This window comes from Streptomyces sp. NPDC014907, from assembly GCF_055562975.1.
On sequence record NZ_JBVHEG010000011.1, the window covers coordinates 88,691 to 106,263 of the forward strand.

Annotated in this window: 11 protein-coding genes; 10 read left to right on the forward strand and 1 reads right to left on the reverse strand. The window is 74.3% G+C overall.

What is annotated here, in order from left to right:
* The first annotated feature begins 91 nt into the window (after positions 1–91).
* On the forward strand, positions 92–3,394 hold the full coding sequence (locus ACZ3IL_RS24630) for a right-handed parallel beta-helix repeat-containing protein (protein WP_467393464.1): 3,303 nt from the start codon (positions 92–94) through the stop codon (positions 3,392–3,394).
* 222 nt (positions 3,395–3,616) lie between these two features.
* Positions 3,617–4,798 carry a S8 family serine peptidase gene (locus tag ACZ3IL_RS24635; RefSeq protein ID WP_467393466.1) on the forward strand — a complete coding sequence of 394 codons (1,182 nt, stop codon included), beginning with the start codon at positions 3,617–3,619 and terminating at the stop codon, positions 4,796–4,798.
* A gap of 105 nt (positions 4,799–4,903) precedes the next feature.
* Here ACZ3IL_RS24635 and eccCa read toward each other — a convergent pair whose 3' ends face one another.
* Positions 4,904–8,974: a type VII secretion protein EccCa gene (gene eccCa, locus ACZ3IL_RS24640; RefSeq protein ID WP_467393468.1), complete on the reverse strand. Its 4,071-nt coding sequence runs from the start codon at positions 8,972–8,974 to the stop codon at positions 4,904–4,906.
* Positions 8,975–9,294: 320 nt separating this feature from the next.
* On the opposite strand from eccCa, the gene eccD reads away from it, so the two are divergent.
* The 8 genes from eccD (at position 9,295) to ACZ3IL_RS24680 (ending at position 17,568) form a co-directional block, all read left to right on the forward strand.
* A complete protein-coding gene (gene eccD, locus ACZ3IL_RS24645) occupies positions 9,295–10,701 on the forward strand; it encodes a type VII secretion integral membrane protein EccD (RefSeq protein WP_467393470.1) in 1,407 nt (468 codons plus the stop codon).
* Between the two features lie 13 nt (positions 10,702–10,714).
* Positions 10,715–12,181 carry a type VII secretion protein EccB gene (gene eccB / locus ACZ3IL_RS24650; RefSeq protein ID WP_467393472.1) on the forward strand — a complete coding sequence of 489 codons (1,467 nt, stop codon included), beginning with the start codon at positions 10,715–10,717 and terminating at the stop codon, positions 12,179–12,181.
* 196 nt (positions 12,182–12,377) lie between these two features.
* Positions 12,378–12,737: a hypothetical protein gene (locus ACZ3IL_RS24655; RefSeq protein ID WP_467393474.1), complete on the forward strand. Its 360-nt coding sequence runs from the start codon at positions 12,378–12,380 to the stop codon at positions 12,735–12,737.
* A 47-nt stretch (positions 12,738–12,784) separates the two neighbouring features.
* Positions 12,785–13,120 (forward strand): WXG100 family type VII secretion target, encoded by a 336-nt coding sequence (locus ACZ3IL_RS24660; RefSeq protein WP_467393476.1) that lies wholly within the window; start codon positions 12,785–12,787, stop codon positions 13,118–13,120.
* 65 nt (positions 13,121–13,185) lie between these two features.
* Positions 13,186–13,674, forward strand: coding sequence for a type VII secretion system-associated protein (locus ACZ3IL_RS24665; protein WP_467393478.1), 489 nt, complete (start codon positions 13,186–13,188; stop codon positions 13,672–13,674).
* A gap of 54 nt (positions 13,675–13,728) precedes the next feature.
* Positions 13,729–16,698, forward strand: coding sequence for an AAWKG family protein (locus ACZ3IL_RS24670; RefSeq protein ID WP_467393480.1), 2,970 nt, complete (start codon positions 13,729–13,731; stop codon positions 16,696–16,698).
* A 55-nt stretch (positions 16,699–16,753) separates the two neighbouring features.
* Positions 16,754–17,251 carry a YbaB/EbfC family nucleoid-associated protein gene (locus tag ACZ3IL_RS24675; protein WP_467393482.1) on the forward strand — a complete coding sequence of 166 codons (498 nt, stop codon included), beginning with the start codon at positions 16,754–16,756 and terminating at the stop codon, positions 17,249–17,251.
* Complete coding sequence (locus ACZ3IL_RS24680) at positions 17,248–17,568, forward strand: hypothetical protein (protein ID WP_467393484.1); 321 nt, start codon at positions 17,248–17,250, stop codon at positions 17,566–17,568. Before ACZ3IL_RS24675 ends, ACZ3IL_RS24680 begins: the two co-directional genes overlap by 4 nt.
* The last annotated feature ends 5 nt before the right edge of the window (positions 17,569–17,573 follow it).

Genomic DNA, 17,573 nt, shown 5'->3' on the forward strand with positions numbered 1-17,573 from the left:
ACAGGCATGATGGGCACACCAGTTCCACACGTCCCGGAGCGATCGGACGCCGCACGGCGGCGCGACACCGGGGCGCCCGGGAGGTCAGAACGTGTCACGCCAGGTGCTCACCGTCGCGCAGGACGGTACGGGCGACTGCCGCACCATCTCAGAAGCCCTTCGGGCGGCCCGTACCGGAGCCTTGATCAGCGTCGCCCCGGGCCGCTACGAGGAGAGCCTCACCCTCGCCACCTCCCTGACCCTCACCACCACGGAGGGCCGGGGCACCGTGGAGCTGGCCCCCCGGCGCGGCTCCGCCCTGACCCTGGCCTGCGACTCAGCGATGGTCAACTCGCTGGTGCTGCGCGGCCACGACGACGACCTGCCGGTGGTCGACGTCCCGAGCGGGCAGCTCCTCCTCGACCGGTGCGACGTGTACGGGTCCTCCTGGACCGCCCTGTTCGCCCGCGGCTCCGGCTCGCTGGCCGTCCGCCAGTGCCGGATCGAGAACCCCAAGGGCGCGGGCGTGGTGTCCACCTCCGCGGAGGAGAGCCTCCTGGAGGAGTGCGTCGTCGAGCACCTGGGCACCTCCGCCGTGGTCGCCGGCGAACGGGGCCGGGTCTCCGTGCGGGCCGGACGGCTCCGGGACGCCCGCGGCAACGGCGTCCTCGCCAACGGGCGCGCGCAGGTGCGCGTGGAGGAGTGCGAGATCTCCGCCGCCGACAAGCCGGGCATCGCCGCCGAGGAGGAGAGCGGCGTCACCGTGGCGCGCACCACCGTCTCGGACTCGGTGGTGGGCGTCTTCGTGAACACCACGGGCGCGACCTCCCTGGAGGACGTGACCGTGCGGAACACCACCGGCCACGGCTTCGTCGTCGGCTCGGGTTCCTCCCCCGAACTGCGCCGCTGCCGCACCGAACGGACCGCCGGGCACGGGCTGTTCGTGACGGAGCGCGGCCGGGGCCGGTTCGAGGAGTGCGTGTTCACCCACGCCCGGGACGCCGCGGTCCGCGTGACCGACTTCTCGTCCCCCGTCCTCGTCGGGACCACCGTCCGGGACCCGGAGCGGACCGGCGTGCTCCTGGAGGAGAACTCCGTCGCCGAGATCGACGGCCTGGAGGTCACCGGCAGCGGCGGCGCCGGCGTCCTGGTCCGCACGAGCGCCAACCCGCTGCTGCGCCGGATCACCGTCTCCCGCGCGGCCGGGCACGGCGTGGAGGTCCTCGCCGACGGCCGCGGACGCCTGGAGGAGTGCCTGGTCGAGGAGTGCGAGGGCGCGGCCGTGCACGTCTCCGGCCACGGCAGCCTGTACGTCGGCCAGGGCAGGCTGCGGGCCGCGAAGGGCTCCGGCGTGCTCGTCGGCGCCCTCGGCGCGGTGACCCTCCGCGACACCGAGGTGGACGACTGCGGGGACGCGGGCCTGCGCGTCGAGGAGCAGGGCGACCTCACGGCGGCCCGCTCGCGGGTGCGGGACTCCGGCGGGCACGGCGTGCTGGTGGCGGCGGGCGCCCGCGCGTCGCTCAACGCCTGCGAGGTGACCGGATCGGGCGCCGACGGAGTGCGGGTGGAGGGCCCCGACCCGGTCTCGGTGATCAACTGCGCGCTGCGGGACAACAAGGGCAGCGGGCTGCGCCAGTCCGTGGCCGGCGACCGGGTCGCCGTGGAGCAGCTGACGAGCACCGGGAACGGCGCCCCGGACGCCTGGGGCAGCGCCGCCGACGCCGAGGCGGCGGGCGACGGGCGGCTGCCCGGCGGGGCCGTCGTGACGGCGGCCGACACGGCCGCGGAGAGCGGCGCCGTGGCGGAACTCCAGTCCCTGATCGGCCTGGACGACGTCAAGGACCAGGTCCTGACGCTGATCAACCTGAACCGGATGGCGCAGCGCCGGGCCGGCCTCGGCATGCCGGCGCCCCCGATGAGCCGCCACCTGGTCTTCGCGGGCCCGCCCGGCACCGGCAAGACGACGGTGGCCCGTCTCTACGGGTCGATCCTCGCCTCCCTGGGCGTGCTGCGCTCGGGCCACCTGGTGGAGGTCTCCCGGGCCGACCTGGTCGCGCAGATCGTCGGCGGCACGGCGATCAAGACGACCGAGACCTTCACGAAGGCGCTCGGCGGCGTGCTGTTCATCGACGAGGCGTACACGCTGCTCTCCGACTCCTCCGGTTCCGGTGCCGACTTCGGCCGGGAGGCCATCGACACGCTGGTGAAGCTGATGGAGGACCACCGCGAGGACGTCGTGGTGGTGGCGGCCGGATACCCGAAGGAGATGACGGACTTCCTCGCCTCCAACCCCGGTCTGGCCTCGCGCTTCACCCGCAGCGTGGAGTTCTCCGACTACACGTCGGCGGAGCTGGTCACCATCGTGGAGCGGATGTGCTCGGCGCACCGCTACGAGCTGGACGGCGACGCCCGGTCCGCGCTGCACACCCACTTCGAGCGGATGCCCCGCGACGCCGGGTTCGGCAACGGCCGCACCGCCCGGAAGGTCTTCGAGGAGATGGTGGACCGGCAGGCGTCCCGGCTCGCCGCGCGCGGCGACGTCGGCGAGCACGACCTGGCCCTGCTGACGGCGGAGGACGTCGGGCTGCCGCCGGCCGCCGCCGGGGACGACCGGGACCCGCTGCTGCGGCTGGACGCGCTGACCGGCCTGGCGGCGGTCAAGCGCGAGGTGAGCGACCTCGTCAACCTGCTCGCGACGGCCCGCCGCCGGGCGGCGGCGGGGCTCCCCGCCCCCCGGATCAGCAACCACCTGGTCTTCGCGGGCCCGCCCGGCACCGGCAAGACGACGGTGGCCCGCCTCTACGGCGAGCTGCTCGCCTCCCTCGGCGTGCTCCCGCGCGGCCAGCTGGTGGAGGTGGCCCGCGCGGACCTCGTCGGCCGGTACGTCGGCCACACCGCGCAGCTGACCAAGGAGGTCTTCCAGCGGGCGCTCGGCGGCGTGCTGTTCGTGGACGAGGCGTACACGCTGACGCCCCAGGGTGCCGCCGGTTCCTCCGACTTCGGCCAGGAGGCGGTGGACACGCTCCTGAAGCTGATGGAGGACCACCGCGACGAGGTGGTGGTGATCGTGGCCGGCTACACCGAGGAGATGGACCGCTTCCTCGGTTCCAACCCGGGCCTGGCGTCCCGCTTCACCCGGCACGTCGAGTTCCCGAACTACTCCTCCGACGAGCTGGTCACCATCGTGCGCCGGCACGCGGTGGAGAACGGGTACGAGTGCGCCCCGGGCACGGCGTCGGCGCTGCTGGCCCACTTCGAGGCGATGCCCCGCGGCCGCACCTTCGGCAACGCCCGTCTGGCGCGCCAGACGCTGGAGGCCATGATGACCCGGCAGGCCCGCCGGCTCAGCGCCGTGGCCGCGCCCAGCCTGGACGACCTGCGGATGCTGCTGCCGGAGGACCTGCGGGAGGACTGAGCGGGGGAGGGCGACGGACCCGTACCGGCCCGGCGCCCGCCCCGCGCCCTCCCGGAGCCCCCTTCCCGCACCCGGGGCCCCGGCCCGGTCCCCTCTCCCCGGAGTCTCCTTCCCGCACCCGGGCCCCGGCCAGGCCCCCTCTCCCCGGAGCCCCCGCCCCTGCCCCTGCCCGAAGACCCAGCTCAGTCCCGCCCCGCCGGGCGGGCCGAACCGAGGACAGCCATGCGCCGCCGTCGCCGTACCCGCCCGCTGCTGTGCGCCGCCCTGATCGCCGCGCTCGCCGGACCCGCGCCCCTCGCGGGGGCCGCGGACGGCGGCACCGCGCTGCCCGGCGTGCCCGAACGGCTCGCCTCCGACCAGCCCTGCACGACGCTGCGGGGCACGGACACGGCGGCCGCGCCCTGGACGCGCCGCGTCCTCGGGCTCGACCAGGTCTGGCGGCTCTCCCGGGGACGCGGGGTGACCGTCGCGGTCGTCGGCACCGGGGTGAGCGACGGCCCGGCCGTCCTCAGGGGCCGGGTGCGGGCCCTCGGTCCCGGCGGGGACTGCGTGGGCCGGGGGACCTTCCAGGCCGGCCTGGCCGCCGGGGCGGCCCTGCCCGGCCAGGGCTTCTCGGGGGTGGCCCCCGAGGCCCTGGTCCTGGCCGTGCGCGGCACCGGGGAGCGCGGCGAGCCCGACCCCGCCCGGATGGCCGCCGGGGTGCGGGAGGCCGCCGCCGCCGGGGCGGACGTCATCACGGTGGCGGCGCCCCTGGACGGCGCCGACCCGCGGGTGCGCGCGGCGATGGACGCGGCCCGCGCACATGACGCCCTCGTCGTCGTACCGGCGGCGGCCGACGGCGTCCCGCCGGGCACGACCGCGCCGCAGCCCGCCCCGGTGGCCCCGCCGGAGGCCCTCGCCGTGCTCGACACCGGGCCGCAGGGGACCCGTCCGGACGCCGCGCCGCCCTTCCGGCACGCGGACCTGACCGCGCCCGGCGGCGCGCTGATGGGGCCGGGCCCGGTGGGCGACGGCAAGTGGACCGGGTCGGGGGCGTCCTTCGCCGCGGCGGTCACGGCGGGCGCGGCGGCCCTGGTGCGGTCGTACCATCCCGGGCTGACCGCCGCCGAGGTGCGCGCGCGGCTCCTTCGCGGGGCGTACCCGGGGGACCTGCCCGCCCTCGACCCGTACGGGGCGGTCTCCGGGGTCGCCCCCGGCGCCGCTCCGGCGGCGGTGACCCCGGCCCCGGTCCGTCTGCCGGAGCCCCCGGACACGTCGGGGGCCCGTGCGACCGCCTATCTGGTGGCGGCGGGGGCGGGCGGGACGATCGCGCTGGTCGGCCTCCTCGCGGTGGTCCTGCCTCGGGGCCGGGCCCGCGGCTGGCGGCCGGGCCGCCTGGACGCCGCGGGCCGCCCGCGGGCCTGAGGCGGCCCCGGCCTCCTCACCCCTCCGCCGGCTTCCCCAGGGCTCTCCGGGCTCCCCGGGCTACCCGGCCTCCCAGGGCTCCCCGGACTACCCGGTCTCCCCGGACTACTCGGTCTCCCCGGTCTCCTCCGGGTCCGGCAGCGCGAGGTGGACCAGGCGGGTCTTGCGGCGGACGACGCTCTGGGCGCGGCCCGGCGGCAGGATGCGCGGCTTGACGCCGTCGAGGAGGTAGCCCTCCGACGGCGGGCAGGACAGCAGCAGCGCCGAGGAGTTGACCTCGCCCAGCTTCCGGACGAGCGGGTCGGCCCGGCCCGCTCCCGTGGAGGCGCGGGCCACGATGAAGTGCAGGCCGATCTCGTAGCCGAGCGGCAGATGGGGCAGCAGCGGGTCGAACGGCCCGTCGAAGGCCGAGCCCACCATCTCGTAGTCGTCCACGAGGACGAAGAGGCGCGGTCCGCTCCACCAGTCGGCGCGGCGCATCCGGGCGGGGGTGATGTCCTCGCCGGGGAGCCGGCCGGTCATCGCGCGGGCGGCGCCGTCGACGTACTCCCGCAGCGGGTCGGCGGAGACCGCGTGCCCGAGCCGGTACTCCTCCGGGATCGCCCCGATGAGTTCGCGGCGGTAGTCGGCGACGAGGAAGCTGGCCCGGTCCGGGCCGTGCGTCCGCATGATCTGCTGGGCGATCATGCGCAGCGCGGCGGTCTTGCCGCTCTCGGTGTCGCCGACGACGTACAGGTGCGGGCTCTGGGCGAAGTCGTGCCAGACCGGGGCGAGTTCCGTCTCGTCCAGGCCGATGGGGAACCGCAGCGGGTTCTCCGCGGCGGGGAGTTCGGCCAGGGCGAGCCGGGTGGGGAGCATCCGTACGGCCGGGGCGGGCGGGGCGTCCCAGCTCTCGGCGACGGCCTCGACGAGGTCCGCGACCGCCTCCGCCAGGTCCTCCGTCCGTTCCTGGCCGTCGATGCGGGGCAGGGCGGTGAGGAAGTGCATCTTGTCGGGGCTGAGGCCGCGGCCGGGCGAGACGGGCACGGTGGCGGCCTTGCGGACGTCCACGTCGGAGTCCATGGGGTCGCCCATGCGGAGTTCGAGCCGGGTGCCGATCTGGTCGCGGAGGGCGGCGGAGAGCTCCATCCAGCGGGCGGTGGAGATCACCAGGTGGACGCCGTAGTTGAGGCCCCGGGCGGCGATCTCGCCGAAGACGGCGATGTCGTCGAAGAAGTCGCTGCGGACCGTGGACCAGCCGTCCACCACGAGGAAGACGTCCCCGAAGGGCTGGTCGGCGAACTCGCCCGCCGCGCGCCTCTTGCGGTAGGCGGTCATCGAGTCGATGCCCTGTTCCTGGAAGAACAGTTCGCGCCGGTTGAGCAGCGACAGGACCTCCGCGAAGGTGCGGGCGATCCGCTCCCGGTCGAGCCGGCCGGCGACCCCGCCGACGTGCGGCAGTCCGGCGAGGGCGCCGAGCGCGCCGCCGCCGAAGTCCAGGCAGTAGAACTGCACCTCGCGCGGGGAGTGGGTGAGGGCGAGGGAGCAGACCAGGGTGCGCAGCAGGGTGCTCTTGCCGCTCTGCGGGCCGCCGGCGACGGCGAAGTGCCCGCCGGCGCCGGAGAGGTCGACGGTGAGGAGGTCCCGGACCTGTTCGAAGGGCCGGTCCACGAGGCCGACGGGAACCCGCAGCCGGCCCCGGTCGGCGGAACCGGCCGTGGTCAGGCCGAGGTCGGGGTCGGGGGTCAGCGGCGGGAGCAGGGCGTCGAGGCTGGGGGCCCGGTCCAGCGGCGGCAGCCACACCTGGTGGGCGGGCGGCCCGCTGTCGCGGAGCCGGTCGAGGGCGATGCCGAGCAGGCTCTCCTCGGTCTCCGGCTCGGTCTCGGGCTCCGGGTCGGGGGCGGCGGGGAGGGTGTGCGGCACGATCCACTCGGTGCCCCAGGGCACGACCTGGCGGGCGATCTGCTCGCGGCGGACGGTGCGCCGGGGCGCCTTGTACGGGCCGGACACGTAGGCGGCGCGGAAGCGCGTCAGCGCCTCGACGCCGCTCTTGAGGTAGCCGCTGCCGGGCTGCGAGGGCAGGTGGTAGGCGTCGGGCACGCCGAGCACGCCCCGGCTCTCGATGGCCGAGAAGGTGCGCAGGCCGATGCGGTACGAGAGGTGTCCCTCCAGCGCGCTCATCCTGCCCTCCTCCAGCCGCTGGGAGGCGAGCAGCAGGTGAACGCCGAGTGACCGTCCGAGGCGGCCGATCATGACGAACAGCTCCATGAAGTCGCGGTGCGCGGCGAGCAGTTCGCTGAACTCGTCGACGACCACGAAGAGGCTGGGCAGCGGGGCCAGCGGCGTGCCGGCGGCGCGGGCCCGCTCGTACTCCAGCACCGAGGCGTAGTTGCCGGCCTTGCGCAGCAGTTCCTGGCGGCGGATCAGCTCGCCGTGCAGGGCGTCCTGCATGCGGGCGACCAGCGCGACCTCGTCGGCGAGGTTGGTGATGACGGCGGAGGTGTGGGGGAGTTCGTCCATGCCGAGGAAGGTCGCGCCGCCCTTGAAGTCGACGAGGACGAAGTTGAGCGTCTCGGAGGAGTGGGTGAGGGCCAGGCCGAGGACGAGGGTGCGCAGCAGTTCGCTCTTGCCGGAGCCGGTGGCGCCGATCAGCATGCCGTGCGGGCCCATGCCGCCCTGCGCCGACTCCTTGATGTCGAGTTCGACGGGGGCGCCGTCCTCGCCGACCGCGATGGGCACCCGCAGCCGCCCGCGTCCTTCGACGGGGTGCTTCCAGAGCCGGTCGGGCTCGTGTTTCCGCAGGTCGGGTATGCCGAGGAGGCTGGTGAGGTCGGTGTCGGCGACGAAGGGTTCGGAGGCGGTGACGCCGCCGCCGAGCCGGTACGGGGAGAGGCGGGCGGCCAGGGCGCGGGCGGCGGCGGGGCCGAGGGCGTCCGGCTGCCCGAGGAAGGTGGCCTGTTCTTTGCGTTCGCGGTCGGTGCGGACGAGGTGCAGGCCCGCTCCGTCGAGGCGGAGGCGCAGGGTGGCCCGGGCGGCCTTCCAGGGCAGCGCCCCGCCGAGGTCGACCAGGACGGTGTTGCGGTAGCCGGGGCCGGTGACCCGGTGGCCGGGGGGCACGATGCCGCCGTCCACCACCACGAGGGTGAAGGGTTCGTCGCGGCTGGGCGGGGTCTCGGGGTCGAAGGGGGGCCGCTGGGTGAAGTCCGCTCCGAGCAGCTCCTCCAGGGACGGGAAGTCGGCCGCGGCGAGCCGTGCCTGGCCCGCGCCGTCGCGCTGGTAGCCGTGCTGGGCGTGGGGGAGCCATTTCAGCCACTCCCAGTCGGCCCGGCGTTCGTCGCTCACGCAGAGCGCGATGGTGAGTTCCTCGGGGGCGTGGAAGGCGGCCAGCTGGGCGAGGAGGGCCCGCAGCAGGGCCCGCGACCGCTCGCCCTCCCCGCCGGAACCGGCCCCTCCGCCGGCACGCGCGCCCGCACCGGCGTCCGTACCGGACCCGCCGGCCGCCCCCGGACCCGTGCCGCCCGCGCCGGACCCGGTGCCCTCCTCCCGGACCAGCACCCGCGACCAGGCGCGCAGGTAGAGCGCGATGGGCTGGCCGGGCACGGTGCCGTACGCGCGGATGAAGCTGCGCAGGGCGTGCGCGGCGAGGGGTTCGAGGTCCTCGACGGGCTTGGTGGCGAGGGGCGCGAGCCGTACGGCGAGCTTCTGCTCCCCGACCGCGACCCGTACCTCCGCGAAGTCGTCGTCGGAGGGGCGGCGTTCCCACTGGCGGCTGGTGCCGGTCAGCGCCCACAGGGCGGCGGGGGCCGGATGGCGCCAGGCCAGGGCCTTCTGCTGCTCCTCGACCGTGACCCGGATGCGGCGGCGCATCTGGGCCAGGTAGCGCAGGTAGTCGCGGCGTTCGCCCTTGAGCTTGCGCTTGCGCTCGCCGGCCGTCCGGATCAGCTGGGCGAGGACCATCGCCACGGACGAGACCAGCATGAGCCCGATGGCGACGTAGCTGAAGGCGTTGGCCTGGCCGGGGCGCAGGAACATCATGAGCATCGCCAGCGAGGTGAGCCCCATCGGCAGGTACGTCCACATCGCGGACGTGTTCGGCTCCGCCTCCGGCAGCGTCGGCGGCTCCTGGAGCGCGAGTTCGCCGTCGGGCATGTCGGGCCCGCGCCGCCGCGCGGGCCTGCGGAAGAGGACGGTGCTCACGCTGGGTGTCTCCTCGGGCTGGTCGCGTCCGGGGCGGGTCCCGGTGCCGCGTCCGGGCCCGGTGGTCGGCCCGGGTCCGGCGGTGGGGTTCCGGCCGGGCGGTCCGTCCGGGGCCGGGCACGGCCCGGTCCCGGCGGCCCGCCGGAACCGGTGGCGTACGGGGTTCTCCGTCGCCCCGGGCCGCACGGAGGCGCGCGGGAAGGGGGCGCGGTGCAGGTGGCAACGGGCCCGGGGGGCCTGCGACCTGACGTGGGGACCAAGGTAATGTGCGCTACCCAGCTTTGGTACCCCGGCCCCTCGGAGAGGTGCGGCCACCCGCCATGAGTGAAACTTCGGGCATATCGAGCCCCGGTCTCTGCCGTCTCTCGGTCAGGACCCCCCGGCGTCTCCTCGACCTCGCGGTCCCCGTGGACGTCCCCCTGGCAGACCTCCTGCCGACCCTGCTCGACCACGCGGGCGAAGAGCTCGCCGAGGAGGGCATCGAGCACGGCGGCTGGGTCCTCCAGCGCCTCGGCGGAGCGCCCCTGGCCGAGGAGGGGACCCCGGATTCCCTGGCGCTCCGCGACGGGGAGACCCTCCATCTGCGGCCCCGGGTCGAGGCGTTGCCCGAGATCCACTTCGACGACCTCGTGGACGGGGTCGCCGGCAGCATGCGGGAGCGGCCGCACGGCTGGACCGCCCGCACCGGCCGCTGGACGCTGCGCGCCGCGGCCGTGCTGGTGCTGGCCGCCGCGTGGGTGGTCTGCGCGCTGCCCGGCGGTGACGGGCCGGCCCGTGCCGCCGTCGCGGGCGTCACCGGCCTGCTGGTCCTCTTCGGGGCCGCCGCGGCCTCCCGCGCGGTCGGGGACTCGGCCGCCGGGGCCGCCCTCGGCGCCTTCGTCCCGCCCTTCCTGGCGCTGGCCGGGGCCCTGCTGCCGGTCGGGGAGGCCGACGGGGGCGGGCAGTTGACCGGGGCCCGGCTCCTCGCCGCGTCCGCCGCGGCGGCGGGCGGCGCGGTCCTGTCCGTCGCCGCCGTCGCCGCCTTCGTCCCGCTGCTGCTGTCGATCGCGGTGATCGCCCTGGCCGGGGCGATCGCGGGCGTCCTGATGCTGACCCTGGACCTCGCCCCGGGCCCGGCGGCGGCCGTCGTCGCCGTGCTCGCGGTCGCCGTCGGCGGCCTCGTCCCCGGGCTCTCCTTCCGCCTCTCCGGACTGCGGCTGCCCGCCCTGCCGTCGAACGCCGAGGAACTCCAGGAGGGCATCGACCCGCATCCGCACGCGCGCGTCGTCGACCGCACCGCGCTCGCCGAGCAGTGGATGACCGCCCTGTACGCGGCGGTCGGCCTGGTCTGCGCGGCCGTGCTCACCGCCCTGGTCCTGGACGACCCGGACGGCCCGGCCCTGGCCACCGCGGGCACCCTCTGCCTGCTCCTGCTGCTGCACTCCCGGAACATCGGCAACGTCTGGCAGCGCACGGCGGTCTTCCTGCCCGGCCTGTACGGGCTGCTGCTCGCCGTCCTCACCCTGGCGGCCGGGCTCGCGCCGGGCGACCGGCCGCTGCTGCTGGCCGGCCTGCTCGCCCTGGCGGGCACGACGGCGGTCGCCTCCTGGACCGTGCCGGGCCGCCGGCTCGTACCGCACTGGGGCCGGGCCGGGGACATCCTGCACACCTGCGCCGCGGTGGCGCTGATCCCGCTGGTGCTGTGGATGCTCGGCGTCTACGGCGCCCTGCGCTCCGTGTCCGGCTGACGGGGGGCCCGCCATGCAGTCCAGAAAAGACCAGGTCCAGGCCCACATGTTCGTCATGGGGCGGCTCGTCAGCGGCATGCTGCGGCAGGACCCGGACGCGCCGGAGAGCCCCGTGGGCCGCACCAACCGGGGCCTCGCCTGGGGCATCGGCCTGGGGGTGGTCCTCGTCCTCGGCTTCCTGCTGTTCGGGATGATCTCCCCGGCCGGCACCAAGTCCTGGCGGACCGAGAACGCCCTGATCGTGCAGAAGGAGACCGGCACCCGCTACCTGTACCTCGACGGGCGCCTGCGGCCGGTGCTCAACTACGCCTCGGCCCGGCTGCTCTCCTCCGGCGACCCGCGGACCGTCACGGTCTCCTCGGCCTCGCTGCGCGGCGAGGCCCACGGCACCCCGGTCGGCATCCCCGGTGCCCCGGACGTGCTGCCCGGCCCCGGCGACCTGGAGACGGGCGCCTGGCAGGTCTGCGCCGCCCCGGCACCGGCCGGCACCGGCCGGCCCGCCGCCCGCACCTCGCTGCGGATCGGCTTCGCGGCCGGCGGCGCGTTCCCCGGGAAGGGGGAGGGCGTCCTCGCCGCGGGCCCCGACGGGCACACGTACCTGCTGTGGTCCGACCACCGGCTGCGGATCGGCGGGCACGGCGCCCTCCAGGCCCTGGGCTGGTCCGGCACCGCCGCCACGCCCGTCACGGCCGCCCTCCTGGACAGCCTGCCCGCGGGGGCGGACCTGGTGGCGCCCGAGATCGACGGCAGGGGGACGGAGTCGGGGACGGTCGGCGGGGCCCCGGCCCGGGTGGGCCAGGTCTTCGCCCTGTCCTCGCCGGGCACCGACCGGCAGTACTTCCTCCTGGAGAAGGCCGGTCTCCGGCCGCTCACCCCCCTGGCCGCGGCCCTCGTCCTGGGCGACGAGCGCACCGCCCGCCAGGCCTACCGGGGCGCCGCCCCGGCGGCCCTCCCGCTGACCGCCGACGAACTGACCCGGCGGCAGGCGGCGGGCGGGGCCCCCGCCGGCCCCGCCGGCTGGCCCGCCACGCCCCCGTCCGTGCGGCCCGCCGCCGGCACGGCGCCCTGCGCCCAGATCCAGCCGGAGGGGCTGGCACCCCGGGTCCGGCTCGCCCTGGTGACGGAGACCGGCACCGTGCCCGATCCGGCGTCCGGACCGGGGATCGCCCCGGCCTGCCTGCCGGTGGAGGGCGTCGCGGTACGGCCCGGCGGCGGCGCCCTCGTGCAGGCGCTCGGCGCCGGCGGCGGGGTGCGCGGCACCACGACGTACCTGGTCACCGACGCCGGCGTGAAGCACCGGCTGGCGGACGCCGCCGCGGTGGAGCGGCTGGGCCTCAAGGGCGGCCACGCCCAGGCCGTGCCGTCCCGGCTCCTGGACATGCTGCCGACGGGCCCGCGCCTGGACGTGGCGTCGGCGCGGGGGATCGTACGGCCGGACGGCACGGGGGACTTGTCCCCCTCCGGGGCGAACTGCGGGTGAATTCCCGGGGCCCGTACGGTGTTCCGCCGGCGGGCCCCGGACCCGTACCCGGAAGGAACATCAGAAGAAGCTCAGAAGACACCCCAAGTCGTTGCCCGCGTCGCCTTGTTCTCCCTAGCATCGGGAACCTCCAGACGAGCGTTCGACTCATCCTCCTCGTCAGCCCCCGTCCGCGCGTCAGACAAGGACTCCTTCCATGACGACTCCGCCGCCCGTCGGCAACACCCAGACTTCGAGTCAGAGCGAGAACCAGCGCGCCTACAACGCCCTCTGGCAGGCCAAGGACGGCGTGGGGAGGTCCCGGGCCGACGTCGAGACCGTCATGAACGGGCTGATCAACGCCTACGGCGGCAGCGACGGTTCGGCCTTCCGCGCGCTGCTCAAGTCCTGGACCGACGAGGTCGACGTGATCATCCGGAGCATGGGCGAACTGATGCAGAAGCTCACCGAGACCGGCATGGCGCAGACGCGCACGCAGTCCGAGATCAACGAGTTCATCGAGGCGGCCAAGCGCACCGCGCGCTCCCAGGGCATCGAGACCCGTCTCAACGGCTGATCCCGCCTCCGCCCCTCCCCACCCGTCACCCCGCCGAGGAGTCCCCGATGCCCAACTTCTACGACAACAAGTCCGACGGCGTCATCCACGTCCAGTACAAGCACGTCGACAACGCCGCCGAGGACATGCGGATGCAGACCGAGGCCATCAAGAAGACCGTAGAGGCGCTCAACCAGGAACTGACCGGCCTGCAGGCCGCCTGGCAGGGCTCGGACGCCGCGACCTACGCCGAGAAGCAGGGCCAGTGGAACGCCGCCATCGGCCGCCTCGGCGCGGTCCTGGCGGACAACAGCGCCCTCCTGAACACGATCAGCGAGACCTACAAGAAGCACGAGAACACCAGCGCCGGCAACTGGGCGAGCGTCCGCGTCCCCGGCGCCTGACCCGCCGCCGTCCCGCCGTACGACCACCGCGGTGCCCCCGCCCCGCAGCCCGAGGGAGAGAGCGCATGGCCGAGAAGACCGATCTGTCCCACCTCGACGTGGAGGCCCTGGAGAGGTTCCTCAGGGTCGAGGGGCAGGGCATCCCGATGTTCACCAAGAGGCTGGCCGAAGTGGGGGCCACCGAGTCCAAGGCCGGGTACCTGTCGCTGTACCTGCTCGCCCTGATCATCGACACGCCGACGGCGGACATCGCCTCCGGCGGCCCGGCCCTGGGCAAGCTCCTCGCCGAGATGAAGGCGGAGTCCAGCAAGGAGCTCATGGGCAAGACCCTGACGGCCAACCTGAAGACGACGGCCCAGAGCCTCGGCAACGTCCTGGTGAACCAGAAGATCCTCTTCGAGAACATCAAGAGGGAACTGGAGTTCACCATCAAGGACATGAAGACGGCCAAGGAGAACAGCCTCGAGAACATCGAGGGCCAGAAGATCCTCGACGAGTGGCCGTCGATCCTGAACCCCGCCGCTCCCACGGGCGGCGTCACCCCTCCCAAGTGACCTCCGCCCCACCCCGCCACCCGTCCTCCCCGCACTCCTGAAGGAACCGCCGCCATGCCCGATCCGGCCGGAGACAAGACGACGCGGGCCGAAGTCCTCGCGACCCAGCTGACCGGCTTCCTCGGGCCGACGCGGGAGAAGGTCGCCGGGATCGGCAGCACGGCCGACCAGGGGTCGGCCGACGGGGGCGGGTGGCTGCGGGCGAAGATCGAGCGGGAGTCCTACGCCCCACCCCTCAGCAACACGCTGCCCGACTCGATGAACAGGGTCATCAGGTTCTACGACTGGAACCACGACACCAACAAGGTCAACGGTTTTTTCAAGATCACCCTGTCCCTCCCGTGGAACGAGAACGGGAACGACTTCAGCGACAACGGGTACGCCGGCGCCTTCGACCACGGTTACGAACAGGCCCTGAAACACCTCGTGAGCCAGGGCAGCACGAAGACCTTCACGCACTCGTGCACCGGCATCCCCCAGATCACCGAGGAGGACGCGGTCGACCTGGGCTCCCTGCTCCCCTCCATGAAGGCGTTCGACGAGGCCCTGACGTTCTTCACCGACTACGGCACGGAGCTGGACAAGTGGGTGAAGGACCTCGGGGGTGAGGACGCCGCCTGGCAGGGCTCGGCCGCCGACGTGTTCCGCACGCTCGTCACCGGCGTGCGCCACGGCTACAAGGACCTCCAGGAGAGGCTCACCCCCTTCGGCACCCCGCCGGGCCCCCTCCCGTTCGACACGACCCAGTACAAGGCGACCTCCACCATCGGGCAGGAGATCCTCCGGTGCGCGGGGGACATCCACAAGGCGGCCTCGGCCTTCGCGGACGCCTGGAGCAACTGGCTGAAGGCAACTCCGGAGGGCGCACCGGCCGATACACCGGTGAGGACGTACATCCCCACCTACTACCTCAACCTCGAGGTGGACAAGGCCGTCCACTACCTCAACGAGAACAACATCGGCAAGGTGAAGCTCGGCGAGAGGGGGGGATACTCGCTCCTGCCGGGGTTCAGCATCTACCACCCCCTGTACGGCGACCTCACCCAGCAGGAGGCGTGGCGCAACGTCGCCCGGCAGGCGTACAAGGCGTGGCTCGCCAACGTCGAGGCGAAGCTGGACACGGCCGCCACCACCCAGGCGCGGATCGTCAACGACGCCCTCCGGAGCGTGCAGGCGACCACCTTCACCTTCAACCCCGGCTTCGCCGACCTGAAGGCGAAGTTCGTCGAGGAGGCGACGAAGCAGAAGCAGAAGGAGCTGGAGGACAAGCAGAAGGAGCTGGAGGAGAAGACCGGCAAGGACGGCCCCGGCAAGGACGACCTCGGCGGGGACAAGCCGCCGACCCTGGGCCCCAACGACCTCGGCGGCGGCCTCGGCGGCGACAAGGACGGGAACGGCACGGGCGACACGGGCGGACAGAAGCCCCCGGGCCTCGACACCGGCGTCAAGCCCCCGCCCCTCCTGAACCCCAACGACCTCACGGGCGGCAACGGGGGCCTCGGCAACGGTGGCTTCGGCAGCGGCAACACCGTGCGCACCCCGGACGGTTCCACCATCGTCCGCAACCCCGACGGCTCGTACACCACGACCCACCCCGACGGGCGCAAGGAGACCACTCCCCCCGGCATGCTGCCGCCCCTGCTCCAGCCGAACCCGGCCGGCCCCGGCCTCGGTACCGGCACGGGAGCTCCCGCCGCGCTGCGGACCGTCAAGGGCCCGGACGGCTCCACCACCTCGTACAACCAGGACGGCTCCCGCACCACCACCCACAAGGACGGGACCACCACCACCGTGGGCCGCGACGGCACGATCACCACGGTCAACCCGGACGGCTCCACCACGGTGCTGCGCAAGGACGGCAGCCAGACGATCACCTACCAGGACGGCACGAAGACCACGTTCCGTCCGGACGGCGGCAGCGTCACGCAGTACAAGGACGGCACGGTCCAGAGCCGCGCCGCCGACGGCACCCTCACCACGACCGACCCCGAGGGGAACAAGAAGGTCACCCGCCCGGAGCCGGGGCAGAGCGTCCAGAACCCCGACCGCTCGACCACGACCTTCGGCAAGGACGGCTCCACGACGACGGTCCACGCCAACGGGACCAGGACGACGGTGAGCCCCAACGGGACGATCACCACGATCGACCCCGACGGCACCAAGACCGTCTCCCACCTGGGCAAGAACGGCTCGACGATCGAGTACGCCGACGGTTCGGTGGCCACGGTGGACAAGGACGGCACCGTCATCACCACGTACAAGGACGGCTCCTCCACCCGGCTCGCCGCCGACGGCACGTACACCACCACGGAGCCCGACGGGCAGAAGAAGACCGAGCACCTGAACCCGCTCGGCGGGAACGCGGGCGCCGAGACCAAGCACAACCCGGACGGCTCCACCACCACCCGCTACCCGGACGGCACCGTCGACCACGCCCTCAAGGACGGCGGCCACAAGATCACCTATCCGGACGGGCGGACGGTCACCACGGACGCCGACGGACGCACGGTCTCCGTGACCGGCGGGCCGGGCGGCTTCCGCACCTCCGGCACCGGCGGCTTCGGCGCGAACACGGGCTACTACGACTTCCTCGACGGAAAGAACAAGCTTTCCGTCCCACCGCCCGGCAGCGGCAGCGGCGGCGGCAGCAGCGGGTACGGCGGTTCCGGCCGGATGCCGCTGCTGTCCGCCAACCCCCTGGGTCCGGGCGTCGGTTTCCCCACCTCCCCCTCCGGCCTCGCCGCCGCCACCGCCGCCGAACGCCTCCGGACCACGACCGCCGGCGAGGTGACGGCCGGCCGCGCCCGCGCCGCCCAGCTCGCCGCCGAGGAGGCCGTCGCGATGCGCCGCCCGGCGACCACGTCCGGCGGCATGCCGATGATGCCCCCCATGGGCGGCATGGGAGGCGCGGGCGGCGGCCAGGGCACCCAGAGCGACGAACGCGAACGCTCCACCTGGATCAGCGAGGACGAGGACGTCTGGGGCACCGACGAGGGCGGGGTCGCGGGAGTGATCGGCCGGTGAACGGCCCCTCGGGACACACCCCGGCGACGCGCGAACGAGGAAGAGGTACAGGACGATGAGCAACCCCCTGGAAGAACGGCTCGCGGAGGCCCTGGCGGAGTTCGAGGAGACCCGGGCCCGCCTGGACGAGGCCGCGGCCGAGGCGGCCCGCATCTCCGTGACGGTCACCTCCAAGGACCGCACCGTGGAGGCGACCGTGGGAGCGCAGGGCGAGCTGACCGGCCTGCGCTTCCCCACCTCCCGCTACCGCACGATGGCCCCCGCCGAACTGGCGAACGTGCTGATGGCCACCATCGCCTCCGCCCGCTCCCAGGCCGCCTCCCGGCTCCTCGACGTGTACCGCCCCTTCGGCCCCGTCCCCGGGCTGAACCCGGACGCCGAGGGCGGCTTCGCGCCCGTGGAGTGGGACGAACTGCTCGCCCCGCTGCGGCTCGACCCCGAACTGGTGGTGCCCTCCTCGCGGTCCACCGCCACCTCCGGCGGCGCCCTGCTCGACGAACTGGTGGACGACGAGGACAGCACCGGGGCCGCGGGGGAGGAGACGGCGCGATGAGCGAACTGAACGTCGACAGCGGCGGCCTCGACAAGGGCGGCGAAGCCGTCAAGAACGTGGGCGAGGAGCTGAAGGTCGCCCGCGACGAGTACATGGACAAGATCACCAGCTACCGGGGCTGCTGGGGCACGGGCGAGTTCGGCGAGGCCTTCGCCAAGAAGTACTACCAGGGGCTCGGCTTCGTCGTGGAGGGGAGCGAAGCGCTGGTCGAGGCGCTCAAGGCCAGCGGACAGAGCCTCGGCGACGCCTCCGACCGCTTCAAGAAGACCCAGGACGGCATCAACGAGAACCTCAACACCCAGACGAAGAAGCGCTGACCCGC

Excerpts from the sequence above, each read along its gene's own strand:
- ACZ3IL_RS24670 (WP_467393480.1), top strand. The coding sequence starts at position 13,729 with ATGCCCGATCCGGCCGGAGACAAGACGACGCGGGCCGAAGTCCTCGCG.
- ACZ3IL_RS24665 (WP_467393478.1), top strand. The coding sequence starts at position 13,186 with ATGGCCGAGAAGACCGATCTGTCCCACCTCGACGTGGAGGCCCTGGAG.
- ACZ3IL_RS24635 (WP_467393466.1), top strand. The coding sequence starts at position 3,617 with ATGCGCCGCCGTCGCCGTACCCGCCCGCTGCTGTGCGCCGCCCTGATC.
- eccD (WP_467393470.1), top strand. The coding sequence starts at position 9,295 with ATGAGTGAAACTTCGGGCATATCGAGCCCCGGTCTCTGCCGTCTCTCG.
- eccB (WP_467393472.1), top strand. The coding sequence starts at position 10,715 with ATGCAGTCCAGAAAAGACCAGGTCCAGGCCCACATGTTCGTCATGGGG.
- ACZ3IL_RS24660 (WP_467393476.1), top strand. The coding sequence starts at position 12,785 with ATGCCCAACTTCTACGACAACAAGTCCGACGGCGTCATCCACGTCCAG.
- ACZ3IL_RS24655 (WP_467393474.1), top strand. The coding sequence starts at position 12,378 with ATGACGACTCCGCCGCCCGTCGGCAACACCCAGACTTCGAGTCAGAGC.
- ACZ3IL_RS24680 (WP_467393484.1), top strand. The coding sequence starts at position 17,248 with ATGAGCGAACTGAACGTCGACAGCGGCGGCCTCGACAAGGGCGGCGAA.
- ACZ3IL_RS24675 (WP_467393482.1), top strand. The coding sequence starts at position 16,754 with ATGAGCAACCCCCTGGAAGAACGGCTCGCGGAGGCCCTGGCGGAGTTC.